Source organism: Ralstonia sp. 22086 (assembly GCF_052045975.1).
Classification (GTDB): Bacteria; Pseudomonadota; Gammaproteobacteria; order Burkholderiales; family Burkholderiaceae; genus Ralstonia; species Ralstonia wenshanensis.
The window spans coordinates 211,661-225,824 of record NZ_JBQEPZ010000001.1; the positions used below are offsets into that span (position 1 = coordinate 211,661).

The 14,164-nt window shown below is 63.4% G+C and carries 13 protein-coding genes; 7 read left to right on the forward strand and 6 right to left on the reverse strand.

What is annotated here, in order from left to right; translation table 11 throughout:
• Window positions 1-136 precede the first annotated feature (136 nt).
• From ACTJK6_RS01015 to hpaI, 7 genes are read left to right on the forward strand one after another with little or no spacing between them, the layout of a single operon-like run.
• A complete protein-coding gene (locus ACTJK6_RS01015; RefSeq protein WP_322016793.1) occupies window positions 137-886 on the forward strand; it encodes a fumarylacetoacetate hydrolase family protein in 750 nt (249 codons plus the stop codon).
• Window positions 883-1,653 (forward strand): fumarylacetoacetate hydrolase family protein, encoded by a 771-nt coding sequence (locus ACTJK6_RS01020; RefSeq protein WP_260802365.1) that lies wholly within the window; start codon window positions 883-885, stop codon window positions 1,651-1,653. The genes ACTJK6_RS01015 and ACTJK6_RS01020 overlap by 4 nt, the downstream gene beginning before the upstream one ends.
• Window positions 1,650-3,131, forward strand: a complete 1,482-nt coding sequence (gene hpaE, locus ACTJK6_RS01025) for a 5-carboxymethyl-2-hydroxymuconate semialdehyde dehydrogenase (protein ID WP_260802366.1) — start codon at window positions 1,650-1,652, stop codon at window positions 3,129-3,131. The genes ACTJK6_RS01020 and hpaE overlap by 4 nt, the downstream gene beginning before the upstream one ends.
• Before the next feature lie 42 nt (window positions 3,132-3,173).
• Window positions 3,174-4,043: a 3,4-dihydroxyphenylacetate 2,3-dioxygenase gene (gene hpaD / locus ACTJK6_RS01030; RefSeq protein WP_316871177.1), complete on the forward strand. Its 870-nt coding sequence runs from the start codon at window positions 3,174-3,176 to the stop codon at window positions 4,041-4,043.
• Between the two features lie 10 nt (window positions 4,044-4,053).
• On the forward strand, window positions 4,054-4,443 hold the full coding sequence (locus ACTJK6_RS01035; protein WP_316871178.1) for a 5-carboxymethyl-2-hydroxymuconate Delta-isomerase: 390 nt from the start codon (window positions 4,054-4,056) through the stop codon (window positions 4,441-4,443).
• A gap of 3 nt (window positions 4,444-4,446) precedes the next feature.
• Window positions 4,447-5,250: a 2-oxo-hept-4-ene-1,7-dioate hydratase gene (gene hpaH, locus ACTJK6_RS01040; RefSeq protein WP_440838160.1), complete on the forward strand. Its 804-nt coding sequence runs from the start codon at window positions 4,447-4,449 to the stop codon at window positions 5,248-5,250.
• A gap of 36 nt (window positions 5,251-5,286) precedes the next feature.
• Window positions 5,287-6,093: a 4-hydroxy-2-oxoheptanedioate aldolase gene (gene hpaI, locus ACTJK6_RS01045; RefSeq protein ID WP_440818382.1), complete on the forward strand. Its 807-nt coding sequence runs from the start codon at window positions 5,287-5,289 to the stop codon at window positions 6,091-6,093.
• A gap of 6 nt (window positions 6,094-6,099) precedes the next feature.
• On the opposite strand, the gene hpaR is transcribed toward hpaI, so the two are convergent.
• From hpaR to ACTJK6_RS01075, 6 genes are all read right to left on the reverse strand, one after another.
• Window positions 6,100-6,564: a homoprotocatechuate degradation operon regulator HpaR gene (gene hpaR / locus ACTJK6_RS01050; protein WP_147214547.1), complete on the reverse strand. Its 465-nt coding sequence runs from the start codon at window positions 6,562-6,564 to the stop codon at window positions 6,100-6,102.
• 12 nt (window positions 6,565-6,576) lie between these two features.
• The gene (gene xth / locus ACTJK6_RS01055) at window positions 6,577-7,386 is read right to left on the reverse strand and encodes an exodeoxyribonuclease III (RefSeq protein WP_260802371.1); all 810 of its coding nucleotides are present in this window, start codon (window positions 7,384-7,386) and stop codon (window positions 6,577-6,579) included.
• A gap of 149 nt (window positions 7,387-7,535) precedes the next feature.
• Entirely contained in the window at window positions 7,536-9,650 is a 2,115-nt protein-coding gene (locus ACTJK6_RS01060; protein ID WP_440818383.1) for a M3 family metallopeptidase, read from the reverse strand.
• A 94-nt stretch (window positions 9,651-9,744) separates the two neighbouring features.
• Complete coding sequence (folD, locus tag ACTJK6_RS01065; protein WP_260802373.1) at window positions 9,745-10,614, reverse strand: bifunctional methylenetetrahydrofolate dehydrogenase/methenyltetrahydrofolate cyclohydrolase FolD; 870 nt, start codon at window positions 10,612-10,614, stop codon at window positions 9,745-9,747.
• A gap of 95 nt (window positions 10,615-10,709) precedes the next feature.
• Window positions 10,710-11,345 (reverse strand): response regulator transcription factor, encoded by a 636-nt coding sequence (locus ACTJK6_RS01070; RefSeq protein WP_024975528.1) that lies wholly within the window; start codon window positions 11,343-11,345, stop codon window positions 10,710-10,712.
• Between the two features lie 40 nt (window positions 11,346-11,385).
• Window positions 11,386-13,914: a PAS domain S-box protein gene (locus ACTJK6_RS01075; RefSeq protein WP_232042948.1), complete on the reverse strand. Its 2,529-nt coding sequence runs from the start codon at window positions 13,912-13,914 to the stop codon at window positions 11,386-11,388.
• Window positions 13,915-14,164: the final 250 nt, after the last annotated feature.

Consider the following 14,164-nt stretch of genomic DNA (forward strand, 5'->3'; position numbering starts at 1 on the left):
GCGGACACATCGTCCGCCGACTGAAAAGCCGGTCCGCGTGGCCGGCTTTTTCATTGCGCCGCAGTTTCCCGACTTGACATGGCTGCAATCCGATCAGATGATTAACATGTTAATTATATGAGGGGCGGGAGACGCCATGCTGCGAGGCAGAGTGGTATTGCCGGAAGGTCAAGTCGTGGAGACGGTGTTTGCATCCGCCGCGGAGTGTGCCAGTTCGTTTCGTTGGCTGCCGCCGGTCGAAGGTACCGTCGTCGGCGCGTTACTGAACTACCGCGACGAACTGGATGCGCTTGGCGACGCGCTATCTGCGCCGCCTTACCAAGGGCCGCCTAAGGCGCCCATCCTCTATCTCAAACCGGCAAACACGCGCATTGGTCATGACCACGATGTCGTGCTTCCGGCAGACATCGACGGCGTTTGGGCCGGTGCCTGCCTGGGCGTGGTGATCAGTCGTACAGCCACGCGTGTGCCGGCGTTGCGCGCCGCGGATTTCATCGCCGGCTACACGATCGTCAATGACCTGACCGTGCCGCATGCGAGCTACTACCGCCCGGCGATCCGCCACAAGTGCCGCGATGGCTTTTGTCCGATGGGGCCATGGACAGTCGATCGCGATGATGTGCCTGATGCTGATGCGCTCGATATCACCGTGCGCATTAACGGTGAGATCAAACAGCGCGCAAATACATCGAGGCTGGTGCGGCCCGTCGCACAACTGCTTGCCGACGTGACGGCATTCATGACGCTTGAAGCGGGCGATGTGCTGCTCGTTGGCATGCCAGAGGATCCGCCGCTGGCGCGCGCAGGTGATCGCATCGATATCGACATCGCCCGCATTGGCACACTGACGACCACGTTGATCCGCCAATCGGAGGTTTCGCGATGAAACACGCGCGTGTTGCCTATGACGGCGCGATCCGCCACGCCACGGCCATGCCCGGCGACGACACCCGCCTCAGACTGGCTGACGGCCGCGTCTTGCACGAAACCGAAGTCGTCTGGTTACCGCCGCTCCAGCCACGCACGGTCTTCGCGCTGGGCCTGAACTACGCCGACCATGCCAAGGAATTGGCCTTCAAAGCGCCCGAGGAGCCGCTCGCGTTCCTGAAAGGGCCAAATACGCTGATTGGCCATCGCGCCCACACCGTGCGCCCGCTTGGCGTCGCGTTCATGCATTACGAATGCGAGCTGGTCGCGGTGATCGGCAAGACCGCGCGCAATGTGCCGCGCGAGCACGCCTATGAATACGTGGCTGGATATACGGTGGCCAACGATTACGCCATCCGCGATTACCTCGAGAACTACTACCGCCCGAACCTGCGTGTGAAAAGCCGCGATACCTGCACGCCTATCGGGCCATGGCTCGTCGACCGCGACGATGTGCCCGATCCGATGCAACTCGCGCTGCGCACTACCGTCAACGGCCGTGTCACGCAAGAGGGCAACACGCGCGACATGATCTTCGACGTTCCGGCGCTGATAGCGTGGTTCTCCAGCTTCATGACGCTCAGCCCCGGCGACATGATCCTGACCGGCACGCCCGAGGGTTTGGCCGATACGCAACCCGGCGACGAAGTCATCACCGAAATTGAAGGCATCGGCCGGCTGGTGAGCACCATCGTTGCCGAAGAACCGAACAAGGAGCCCGCATGAGCCGCGTCAACATGGACCCTGTCAAGCATTGGATCAACGGCCGCGAGGTCGACAGCGTCGAGCGTTTCGTCACGACCAATCCGGCCACGGGCGAAGCCATTGCCGAGGTCGCATCGGGTGGTGAGGCGGAGATCAACGCGGCTGTGGCGGCGGCCAAGGCTGCATTCCCGGCCTGGGCCAACACGCCGGCCAAGCAGCGCGCCAAGCTGATGCGCCGTTTGGGCGAGCTGATCGAGCAGAACGTGCCGCACCTGGCTGCGCTGGAAACGATGGACACCGGTCTGCCGATCGCGCAGACGAGCAAGCAGCTCATTCCGCGCGCTTCCGAGAACTTCCATTTCTTCGCCGAGGTGTGCACGCAGGTCAACGGCCGCACATATCCGGTCGATGACCAGATGCTGAACTACACGCTGTATCAGCCGGTGGGCGTTTGCGCGTTGATCTCGCCGTGGAACGTGCCGTTCATGACGGCCACCTGGAAGGTCGCGCCGTGCCTGGCGCTTGGCAATACGGCGGTGCTGAAGATGTCGGAGCTGTCGCCGCTGACAGCGGATCAACTCGGCCGCCTGGCGCTGGAAGCTGGTATTCCGCCGGGCGTGCTGAACGTGGTGCAAGGCTATGGCGCCACGGCCGGCGACGCTCTGGTGCGCCATCCGGATGTGCGGGTGGTGTCGTTCACCGGCGGCACGACCACCGGCAAGCGCATCATGGAGCGCGCTGGCCTGAAGAAATTCTCGATGGAGCTGGGCGGCAAATCGCCCGTGCTCGTCTTCGACGATGCGGACCTGGAACGCGCGCTGGATGCGTCGCTGTTCACCATCTTCTCGATCAACGGCGAGCGCTGCACAGCCGGCTCGCGCATCTTCGTGCAAGAGAGCATCTACGACGATTTCGTACGCAAGTTTGCCGAGCGTGCCAAGCGGCTTGTGGTGGGCGACCCGGCGGATGAAAAGACCCATGTCGGCTCGATGATCACGCGCGCCCATTGGGAGAAGGTGACGAGCTACATCCGCCTGGGCGAACAGGAAGGCGCGAAGATTCTGGCCGGCGGTGCAGAGAAGCCCGCAGACCTGCCCGACCACCTGAAGAACGGCAACTTCGTCGCGCCCACGGTGCTGGCTAACGTCGATAACCGCATGCGAGTCGCCCAGGAGGAAATCTTTGGCCCTGTGGCCTGCCTGATCCCCTTCCAGGATGAAGCCGATGGCCTGAAGCTCGCCAATGACGTGGAATATGGCTTGGCTTCGTACATCTGGACGCAGGATGTCGGCAAGGTGCACCGTGTGGCGCGCGGTATCGAGGCCGGCATGGTATTCGTCAACAGCCAGAACGTGCGCGATCTGCGTCAGCCTTTTGGCGGCGTCAAAGCATCCGGCACCGGGCGCGAGGGCGGCGAGTACAGTCTGGAGGTGTTTGCCGAGATCAAGAACGTCTGTATCTCGATGGGTAGCCACCACATTCCGCGCTGGGGCGTTTGACGCACCGCCGGAGACACCACAACAAGGGCGGAAGGAGACACCATGGGCAAGTTGGCCTTGGCCGCGAAGATCACCCACGTGCCGTCGATGTACCTGTCGGAACTGCCGGGCAAGCACCATGGCTGCCGCGCGGCGGCCATCGAGGGCCACCGCATCATCGGGCAGCGCTGCCGCGACTTGGGGGTGGACACCATCGTCGTGTCCGACGTGCACTGGCTAGTCAACGCCGGCTATCACGTCAACTGCAACGCGCGCTTCGAAGGCGTTTACACGAGCAACGAGCTGCCGCATTTCATCAAGGACATGCGGTATGCGTATCCGGGCAACCCGGCGCTGGGCCAATTGATTGCAGAGACGGCAACGGCGCGCGGCGTGTTCACGCGTGCCCACGAAATCAACAGCCTCGAACTCGAATACGGCACGCTCGTGCCGATGCGGTACATGAACAGTGACCAGCACTTCAAGGTCGTGTCGATTGCCGGTTGGTGCGCGTGGCACAAACTGGATGAAAGCCGCCACTTCGGCGCCGCGCTGCTCGAAGCCATCGAGGCGAGCGACAGCACCGTCGCGTTCCTCGCCAGCGGATCGCTCTCGCACCGTTTCAACGACAACGGCAGCCCCGAAGAATCCATCCACCAGATCAGCCGCGAATTCTTCAAGCAGGTTGATCTGCGTGTGGTCGAGCTTTGGAAGCAGGGCGACTGGAAGACCTTCTGCGCGATGCTGCCCGAATACGCATCGCTGTGCGAAGGCGAGGGCGGCATGCACGACACGGCCATGCTGCTCGGCCTGCTTGGCTGGGATGCCTATGACCGGGGCGTCGAAGTCGTCACCGAGTATTTCGCCAGTTCTGGCACGGGGCAGATCAACGCGATCTTTCCGTTGCCCACGCGTGGTCAAACTGGAGTTTGAGGAGGTCGCCATGCCGCATGTGATCGTCGAATACACCAACAACCTGGGCGACGACGCCCGTATCCCGCAATTGCTGCAGACGGTAAACGAGACGCTGATGGCGCAGAACGGCGTGTTTCCGACCGGGGGTATCCGTTCGCGCGCCATCAAGCTGACCGACTACCGCGTGGCCGACGGCAAGGAGGACGACGCCTTCGTCCACGTCACGCTCAAGATCGCAGCGGGCCGTACGCCCGAGGTCAAGAAAGCCGCGTGCGATGCGCTGTTCGAGGCAATCAAGGCGCATTTTTCGGAAGCCTTCGCGCGCCGCTATCTGGCGCTGTCGATGGAGCTGACCGAGTTCGACGAGGGCGGCAGCTACAAGCACAACAACATCCACGCGCGTTTTCGCAAGGGTTGACGCATGCTCGACACCACGACCATCCAGGCCATCGCGCGCCGCTTGCACCAGGCCGAGATCGACCGCAGGCAGATCCGCCAGGTTTCGCTTGACCACCCCGACATCACCATCGACGACGCCTACGCCATTCAGCGCGAATGGGTCGCGATGAAGCTTGCAGAGGGGCGGCGCCTGAAGGGCCACAAGATCGGATTGACGTCGCGCGCCATGCAGCAGTCTTCACAGATCGACGAGCCGGACTACGGCGCGCTGCTTGACGACATGTTCTTTGCCGAGGGCAGTGAGATCCCCGCCAGCCGCTTCATCGTGCCGCGCGTGGAGGTGGAGCTTGCCTTCGTGCTCGGCAAGCGGCTGGAAGGGCCGGAGGTGACGCTGTTCGATGTGTACGACGCGGTGGACCACGTGATACCGGCGCTGGAGATTATCGACGCGCGTTCCCAATCGATCGATCCGGACAGCGGGCGTCCGCGCAAGGTGTTCGACACAATCGCCGACAACGCCGCCAATGCCGGCGTCGTGATGGGCGGCCGACCCATCCGTATACGCGATGTGGACCTGCGCTGGGTCAGTGCGATCTTTTCACGCAATGCCGTCATCGAAGAGACGGGCGTGGCGGCCGGCGTACTGAACCACCCGGCCAACGGTGTCGTGTGGCTGGCCAACAAGCTGGCGCCGCACGGCGGGGCGCTGGAACCGGGCCAGGTGATCCTTGGCGGATCGTTCACGCGGCCAGTGCCGGCGCGGCCGGGTGATACATTTCATTGCGATTACGGTCCACTTGGCAGCATCGCCTGCCATTTTGTCTGACCGTCAACCGTCTAACGCTCAAAGGATGTCTTCGCGATGCAGCTCCCGGTGAACAACTTCAAGCGTGCGTTGGCAGAACGCCGGCCACAGATTGGCCTGTGGCTCGCAATGACGCATCCGTACCCGGCAGAGATCGTGGCCGGTGCCGGCTTCGACTGGCTGCTGATCGACAACGAGCATGCGCCCAATCAGCTGCAATCGACACTCGCGCAATTGCAGGCGGTTGCGCCGTATGCATCGCATCCCATTGTGCGGCCCGCGTGGAACGATCCGGTCGAGATCAAGCGCCTGCTCGATATCGGCGCGCAGACCCTGCTCGTGCCGATGGTCCAGAACGCCGACGAGGCGCGTGCCGCCGTCGAAGCGATGCGCTATCCCCCGAACGGTATTCGCGGCGTTGGCAGTGCGCTGGCCCGTGCTTCACGCTGGAACCGGGTGGATGATTACCTGCACCAGGCCGACGCGCAGATGTGCACGCTGATTCAGGTCGAAACTGCTGAGAGCCTGGAGCATCTCGACGCAATTCTTGCCGTGCAAGGCGTCGACGGCGTCTTCATTGGCCCTGGTGATCTCGCGGCATCCATGGGGCACCTCGGCGCGCCGGGGCATCCGGAAGTCCGCAACGCGATCGACGGCGCGATTCAACGCATCGTCGCGTCCGGTAAGGCGGCGGGCATTCTGTCGACCGACCAGGCGCAGGCGAAGCACTACCTGTCGCTCGGTGCGACCTTCGTGGCGGTGGGGACGGATGTCACGCTGCTGGCGCGTAGCGCCGAACAGTTGGCCCAGGCATTCAGGGGGGAGGACGCTGCCAAGCCGCAGGCGGGCGGCAGCGTGTATTGATGGGCGTTACTCGTCGCCAGTGAAACGCCCCATCGGCGTGTGCGTTTCCATGACGTGGATCGATTCGTCGATGGCGGCGTAGAGCGCGTCCAGCCGTGCGCGGCCCAACTGCGCTTCGATGCGTGCGTATTCCGCATCCACTTGCGGCTCCACATCGGCCAGGAACTGGCGGCTCTTGGGCGTGAGCGAAATCACCTGCCGGCGCTGGTCTACCGACGACTTTGTCCGCACGATCATCTCGGACTGTTCCATTGCGGCCAACATACGCGTCAGGCTCGGACTCAGGATCAGACATGCATCGGCGAGCTGGTTGGGCTCCATGTCGCCGGTATCGTTGAGCGTACGCAGCACGCGCCATTGCTGCTCGGTGATGCCGTGCTCGCGCAGGATCGGCCGAAAGCGCGCCATGAAGGTCTCACGGGCGCGCAGCAGGAGATGCGGAAGATTGCGGTGCTTGAAAGCAGAAGCCATGCGGGGCGCTCCTTATGCGCGGCGCAAGGCGGCGACGACGGGGGTGTGGTCTGAGGGCTGCTCCCACGTGCGCGGCACGCGGTCGATATGGCACGACTCGCACAGCTTGGCGAGCTCAGGGGACAGCATGATGTGGTCGATCCGCAGGCCGGCATTGCGCTTGAAGCCGAACATGCGGTAATCCCACCATGAGAACAGCTTGTCTTCCTGCTCGAACATGCGGAAGGCATCGACCAGCCCGGCGCCTTGCATCGCACGAAACGCCGCGCGTTCTTCCGGCGACACCAGGTTCTGGCCCTCCCACTTTTTCGGGTCGTGCACATCGCGGTCTTCGGGGGCGATGTTGAAATCTCCCAGCAACATCAGCCGTGGGTTTGCCGCCATCTCGCTCGTCAGCCACGCCTGCAGTGCTTCCAGCCAGCGCAGCTTGTAGACGAACTTGTCGGAGTCGAGCGCCTGCCCGTTCGGAATGTAGGCAGAAATCACGCGGACCGGCCCACCGTCCACGTCATACGTGGCGGCCACGATGCGCTGCTGATCGTCGGCAAAACCGGGGATGTTCTTCACCACATCGCGGCCTTCAGGCACCGACGCCTTGCGCGCGAGGATGGCGACACCGTTGTACGTCTTCTGACCTGTGAACAACGATGAATAGCCGGCGGCGTCCAGCTCGGCCAGCGGATAGCGATCGTCGGGCAGCTTGAGTTCCTGCAGGCAGAGCAGGTCGATGGGCGTTGCGTCGGCTTCGCGCTCGGCCAGCCATTGCAGCACGTGCGGTAGGCGGACCTTCAAAGAGTTAACGTTCCAGGTTGCGACACGCATGAGGGCTCGGTCCTTGCAAATGGCGACGGCGCACAGTTTGGCGCCGTTCAGGGGTGCGATATTGTGCCATCAAGCGCTGCGGGCTCGAATGAAAACGCCGCTTCGGCGTTAGCACGAAGCGGCGTTTTCATGGCTGGCATAACAGACCGTTACGCGGCTTCCGCCATCATGCCGCCATGGCGCAACAGTGCGTCGATGCTGGGTGCGCGACCGCGGAAGGCCGTAAACGATTCGATGGCCGGGCGGCTGCCACCAACGGCCAGCACTTCACGGCGATAGCGTGCGCCGGTTTCCGCATCGAGCACCGAGCCGCCCAGCTTGCTGGCCTCTTCAAAAGCCGCATAGGCATCTGCTGACAGCACCTCGGCCCACTTGTAGCTGTAATAGCCCGCCGCATAGCCGCCCGCAAAGATGTGGCTGAACGTGTTCGGCCAGCGCGACAGCTCTGCCTGCGGCACCACGTGGAAGCGATTGTTGATCTGACGCGACAGATCTAGCACTGACGTCGCGCCCTTCGGATCGAAGTCCGTGTGCAGGTGCATGTCGAACGTCGAGAACACGATCTGGCGCAGCGTCGCCATGCCGTTCTGGAAGTTCTTCGCGGCCAGCATGCTGTCGTACAGCTTGCGTGGCAGAGGTTCGCCGGAATTCACGTGGCGCGTCATGCGCGAGAGCACCTCCCATTCCCAGCAGAAGTTCTCCATGAACTGCGACGGCAGCTCCACTGCATCCCATTCCACGCCGTTGATGCCCGACACGCCCAGCTCATCCACTTGCGTGAGCATGTGGTGCAGGCCGTGACCGAACTCGTGGAAGAGGGTGATGACCTCGTCGTGGGTGAACAGCGCGGGCTTGTTGCCAACCGGGCCCGAGAAGTTGCAGGTGAGGTAAGCCACCGGGGTTTGCACGCCCGCTTCGCCCAGCAGCTTGCGGCCACGTGCGTCGTCCATCCACGCGCCACCACGCTTGCCTTCGCGCGCGTACAGGTCGATGTAGAACTGCGCCAGCAACTCGCCCTGTGCCGATTCGACGCGGAAGAAGCGTACGTCCGGGTGCCATACTTCAGCCGCCTCTGGCTGGATCTTCACCGAGAACAGCGTCTGCACGACGTTGAACAGGCCATCCAGCACGGCGGGTTCCGGGAAGTACTGCTTCACCTCCTGCTCGGAGAATGCGTAACGTGCCTCGCGCAGCTTTTCCGACGCATAGGCCATGTCCCATGGTTCGAGCTTGTCGATGCCGAGCGTGGTCTTGGCGAAGGCCTGCAACTCTTCCCAATCCTTCTCCGCGAACGGACGGGCGCGGTCGGCCAGCTCACCCAGAAAGCGCAGCACGTCTTCGGGCGAGTCGGCCATCTTCGGCACGAGCGACACCTCGCCGAAATTGCGATAGCCGAGCATGTGCGCTTCTTCGGTGCGCAGCGTGAGCTGTTCGGCCATGTTGGCGGTGTTGTCCCACTCGGCCTTGCCGCCGCCGTACTGCGCGCCCAGTTCGGACGCACGCGTGACGTTGGCTTCGTACATCGTGCGGCGCAATGCGCGATCGTCTGCGTATTGCAGCACCGGAAAGTACGACGGGAAGTGCAGCGAGAACTTCCAGCCGGTCGCTCCCGGATTGTCGCGGCGAGCCGCTTCCTGTGCTGCCTGCTTGGCGTCGTCGGGCAAGCCGGCCAGGCGGGCTTCGTCGTTGATGATGAGTGCGTAGGCGTTGGTGGCATCCAGGACGTGGTCGCTGAAAGCCTTGGTCAGTTGCGCCTGCTGTTCCTGAATGGCCGCAAAGCGCGGCTTCTGGTCTTCGGGCAGTTCTGCGCCGCCAAGGCGGAAGCCGCGCAGTTCGTTCTCAAGCAGCTTCTTGCGTGCGGGCGACAGCGTGGCGTATTCGGCGCTGTCGGCAATCGCCTTGTACTTCTCGAACAGCTCCAGATCCTGACCCAGGCCCGACCAGAACTCGGTCACACGCGGCAGATTGGCGGCATGGGCTTCGCGCAGTTCCGGCGTGTCGGCGACGGCGCTCAGATGGCTGACGATGCCCCAGGCGCGGCCCAACGGCTCGGTCGCCTCTTCCAATGCGGTGACGACGGTGTTCCAGCTGACAGGCGTGGCGGGGTCCTTGACCTGCGCCACCGCCGATGCGGCACGCTCAAGCAGTACGTCGACGGCCGGCGTGATGTGTTCGGGACGGATGTCCGCAAAGCGCGGCAGACCAGAAAAATCGAGCAGCGGATTGTTGGCCGGGGTAGCAACCTTGGGCGAAATGTCGGTCATGGCGGGCTCGGTAGAGAAATTCGGGGGACAAAAAAAGCGTCCGATCCAACAGGTGGGGACGCTTTTTCCGTTTCCAACTGGATCAGGGTGAAGCTTACGCCGCCAGGGCGGCTCCTTGGGCAGCGCGCTCGGCGGCTTCCAGGGTGTTGATCAGCAGCATCGTGATCGTCATCGGGCCGACACCACCCGGCACGGGCGTGATGTAGCCGGCGACTTCCTTGACACCGGCAAAGTCGACGTCGCCGCACAGCTTGCCGGCATCGTCGCGGTTCATGCCCACGTCGATGACGACTGCGCCGGGCTTGACCATGTCGGCGGTGATGATGTTGCGGCGGCCCACGGCGGCCACGATGATGTCGGCCTCACGTGTGTGCGCGGCCAAGTCGCGCGTCTTGCTGTTGCAGATGGTGATGGTGGCACCGGCTTGCAGCAGCAGCATCGCCATGGGCTTGCCGACGATGTTCGAGGCGCCGACCACCACCGCATTGGCGCCGCGCACCGGGTAGTTGATCGATTCCAGCATCTTCATGCAGCCGTACGGCGTGCACGGACGGAACAGCGGGGCGCCGGTCATCAGGGCGCCGGCATTGGCCACGTGGAAACCGTCCACGTCCTTCTCGGGCGCGATGGCTTCGAGCACCTTGTGGCTGTCGATGTGCTTGGGCAGCGGCAGTTGGACCAGGATGCCGTGGATGCGCGGGTCGCGGTTCAGCGCGTCGATGCGGCCGAGCAGGTCGGCTTCGGACAGGTCAGCGGGGTAGCGGTCGAAGCTTGACAGGAAGCCGTTGTCTTCGCACGCCTTGATCTTGTTGCGCACATAGACCTGGCTGGCCGGGTCTTCGCCGACGAGGATCACGGCGAGGCCGGGCTGGTGGCCGCGCGCGGTCAGGGCGGCGGCGCGTTGTGCGGCCTCGGCGCGGAGTTGTTTGGCAAGCGCGTTGCCGTCAATGAGTTGGGCGGTCATGGCTGGGCGGAGGAGGGGAGAGGGCAAACCATGATTATAAATCGCCGCCTTCCTTCCAGCCGCCCTGATGAGCACTTGGTCGTGCCTGCGGCCTATCAGGCGTTGCGCGACAAAGCCAGACGCAGCAGGTCTGCCACGGTGTTCACGTTGAGCTTTTCCATGATGTTGGCGCGGTGCGCTTCCACCGTCTTGATGGAAATGCCCAGGTCGTCGGCGATCTGCTTGTTCAGGCGGCCGGCGACGATGCGCTCCAGCACTTGCTGCTCGCGTGTGGTCAGGCGGCCGAGAAGGTCCTTGGCAGCTTTTTGCTCGCGGGCGACCGAGTCTTCGCTGCGGGCCTTGCTGAGCATGCGTTCAACCAGCTCGCGCAGTTCGGATTCGTCGAACGGTTTTTCGATGAAGTCGACCGCACCTTTCTTCATGGTCGACACCGCCATCGGCACGTCGCCGTGGCCCGTGACGAAGACGATCGGCATGCGGCTGTTTTCGGCCAGCAGGCGATCTTGCAGCTCGGGGCCGCTCATGCCTTGCATGCGCACGTCGAGGATCAGACAGCCGACGCCTTCGCCACGCTTGTCGTCGACCAGGAATTCTTCGGCACTGCGGTAGGTGCGGACGGTGTAGCCGTTGCCTTCGAGCAGCCACGTCAACGAGTCACGCATGGCTTCATCGTCATCGACGACGAACACGGTTTCGTTGCGCGGCGCAACTGCGGCGGGCGTTGTGCTCATGGAGGAGTCCTCGGTCTACGTTCTATGTTTTAAAAACGATCTACAGCGGATTCAGCGGCAGGATGATTTTAAACGTACAGCCGATGCCATCGGCGTTGTTTTCTACCCAGAGCCTGCCGAGGTGGGATTCTATGATGGAGCGGCAGATATTCAGCCCCATGCCCATGCCGTCGGATTTTGTACTGAAGAACGGCTCGAACAGCCGCTCCTTGGTGCTGTCGTCTACGCCCGGGCCCTGGTCGATCACCTCGATCAGCACAGAGTTTTCGGGGTCGTTGATCAGGTTGGCGTGCAGTCGCAGGACGCTGGCGGCGCGCAGGCGCGGGTGGGCGGCCATGGCTTCTGCAGCGTTCTTGAGCAGATTGACAAGCACCTGCTCGATCAGCACCGGATCGACGTACAGATGGGGCAGGTCGCCCGGCAGGCGGGTCAGGATGGTGATGCCGCGCCGGGTGGCCTCCAGTTCGGCCAGGCCCACGGCGTCGGCGACGATGTCGCGCAGGTCGGATTCGCGCCGCTGCGGCTGGCTGCGTTTCACGAAGCCGCGGATGCGCTGGATGATCGTGCCGGCACGCACGGCCTGAGCGGAGGTCTTTTCCAGCACCGGAATCAACTCTTCTGGCGTGCTCCGTCCGGACTTAAGACGGCCCACCGCACCCATGCAGTAGTTGTTGATGGCAGCCAGCGGCTGGTTCAGCTCGTGTGCCAGCGACGAGGCCATCTCGCCCATCGTCGTCAGGCGGCTGGTGAACTGCAGGCGTTCTTCGTGCTGGCGCGTCATCTCTTCTGCTGCCTTGCGCACGGTAATGTCGGTGGCGATCTGCATCTGCGCAAGGTGGCCGTCCACCCACTGGATGTAGCGGCGCCGCACTTCAAACCACTTCTGCATCGACGGCACGTAGATTTCCCGCGCATCTGCAGCGTGAGGCGTCAGTTCGGAGGCGGGCAGGCCCGCGTAGGCGTCCACAAGGTCCAGTGCATCGCTGGAAACGTCTTCGGTGTTGACGTCGTTGCCCGAGAGCTGCAGATGGCCGAACGCTTCCCAGCCGAAAAGCTGGCGGTAGTAGCGGTTGGCGAACAGCAGCTCGGCCTTGTCGGTCGAGAGCACGGACACGGCCGCGTCCAGGCTCTCCAGCACCGTGGTGAAGCGGTCGTGCGCGGCAGCCAGGTCTTCGCGGGCGCGCTTGGGCTCGGTGATGTCCGTGATGGAGCTCATCCACCCCGTGTGCCGGCCGCGTGCGTCGATCAGCGGCGAGACGTACATCCGCGCATAGAAGCTCGTGCCGTCGCGGCGCATCATGCGCAGCTCCATGCCGTTGGCGGGGGCCTTGCCACGCAGAGTCAGCTCGATGTGCTTCTGCATCTCGCCGATCTCGTTGGGCGGCCAGTATGGGAACGGCGGCATGCGGCCGACCAGCTCAGCCTCCGTCCAACCGATCATGCGGCAGAACGCCGGGTTCACGTAGGTGATGCGGCCGTTGAGGTCGAGCGAGCGCATGCCGATCACCATGGAGTTCTCCATGGCGCGGCGGAATGACGTTTCCGCCAGTAGCGCGCGCTGTGCTTCCGAACGGCGGCTGGTGTGGCGCCACACGCTCCACAGGCTCCAGATCACGAAACACGACAGGCCTGCCACCAGCCACATCAGCATGTTGTTGGGCAGGTTGGACGGCGCGGGATACGCCTCGGCCCGCAACGACAGCGAATGCCCCGGCGGGTCGAGCAGCACCTCGTACGATGCGGCCGCCTTGGGCACCGGCCGCAACGACGTGCTGGCGCGGATCACGTTGTTCTTGTCGACCAGCGAGAAGCGGTAGCGGTCGGTCAGCTCGCCCGGCAGCAGTTGCGTGAGGATGCCCGTGACCGAATACATGGCGCCCACCGTGCCCAGGAATTCGTTGTCGCGCACGATCGGCACTTCCATGAGCATGAAGCTCTCGCCCCGCTCGTTTTGGATGGGGCGCGAATAGACGGCGCGCTGCGTCTCACGGGCGGCGTCGTAGGCGGACTGGATTTCGGGCTCAAGCGGATGGTCGCGCGTTTCGCGCACGCGCGCGGTGAACTCGGAGGTGGACGGGAACGCCCAGCGCGGGCGGCGCGTGGCGTCCAGCCAATTGATGAAGACCAGCTCTGGGTTCTCGCGCAGGAGCTGGCGGGCCGCATCGCGGTAGGCGCTCGGATCAAGCTGCGCGGCACCGATATCGCGCGCCAGGGCGGCCACTTGATCCTGATTGCTTTGCAGTGACAGGCGCACCTTCTGCTCGGCCCAGGCGGCATCGCGGTAGAGCGCGTCGCGCTGCTGCTGTACCTCCGTGGCGTGCAACTGATACAGGATGAAAATCATCGCGCCGGCAAACAGGACGATCGCCACCAGCGGGATGAACATGAACCAGTTGGTCGACCACAGCCGGGCCAGGCGCGTCAGCCACAGGCGGCGAGGCATGTTCGGGCGCACGATTTCGTCTGATGGCAATTCAGACGCGTTTGCGGAAATGGGCGCAGGCGCAGCAGGCGTTGGCGGCTCGGACTTGGCGGCCGGGTCCTGCGAAGCGTGGGAGGGGGCAAGCATGATGGGCGGACGAACGCCGGAATTCTGCGGAGGTAAAGGAGTGGGCATCTGTGCAACTGCGCAAAACCAAGTGTAACGGCAATCAACTTGCGGGTCGCTTGGGGAAACCGATTGGTGAGCTGTCTTGTTCGCTCAGAAAATGCTGCACTGCAATGTCAAAAGTGATTTGTTTTGCGTTGCGGCAATATTCCGCATTATAAAAAACCATATCGCAATTTGAAAATTCCGCTTGTGCTGCGTTTGTGGGTGC

Excerpts from the sequence above, each read along its gene's own strand:
- ACTJK6_RS01015 (WP_322016793.1), top strand. The coding sequence starts at position 137 with ATGCTGCGAGGCAGAGTGGTATTGCCGGAAGGTCAAGTCGTGGAGACG.
- ACTJK6_RS01020 (WP_260802365.1), top strand. The coding sequence starts at position 883 with ATGAAACACGCGCGTGTTGCCTATGACGGCGCGATCCGCCACGCCACG.
- hpaE (WP_260802366.1), top strand. The coding sequence starts at position 1,650 with ATGAGCCGCGTCAACATGGACCCTGTCAAGCATTGGATCAACGGCCGC.
- hpaD (WP_316871177.1), top strand. The coding sequence starts at position 3,174 with ATGGGCAAGTTGGCCTTGGCCGCGAAGATCACCCACGTGCCGTCGATG.
- ACTJK6_RS01035 (WP_316871178.1), top strand. The coding sequence starts at position 4,054 with ATGCCGCATGTGATCGTCGAATACACCAACAACCTGGGCGACGACGCC.
- hpaH (WP_440838160.1), top strand. The coding sequence starts at position 4,447 with ATGCTCGACACCACGACCATCCAGGCCATCGCGCGCCGCTTGCACCAG.
- hpaI (WP_440818382.1), top strand. The coding sequence starts at position 5,287 with ATGCAGCTCCCGGTGAACAACTTCAAGCGTGCGTTGGCAGAACGCCGG.
- hpaR (WP_147214547.1), bottom strand. The coding sequence starts at position 6,564 with ATGGCTTCTGCTTTCAAGCACCGCAATCTTCCGCATCTCCTGCTGCGC.
- xth (WP_260802371.1), bottom strand. The coding sequence starts at position 7,386 with ATGCGTGTCGCAACCTGGAACGTTAACTCTTTGAAGGTCCGCCTACCG.
- ACTJK6_RS01060 (WP_440818383.1), bottom strand. The coding sequence starts at position 9,650 with ATGACCGACATTTCGCCCAAGGTTGCTACCCCGGCCAACAATCCGCTG.
- folD (WP_260802373.1), bottom strand. The coding sequence starts at position 10,614 with ATGACCGCCCAACTCATTGACGGCAACGCGCTTGCCAAACAACTCCGC.
- ACTJK6_RS01070 (WP_024975528.1), bottom strand. The coding sequence starts at position 11,345 with ATGAGCACAACGCCCGCCGCAGTTGCGCCGCGCAACGAAACCGTGTTC.
- ACTJK6_RS01075 (WP_232042948.1), bottom strand. The coding sequence starts at position 13,914 with ATGCTTGCCCCCTCCCACGCTTCGCAGGACCCGGCCGCCAAGTCCGAG.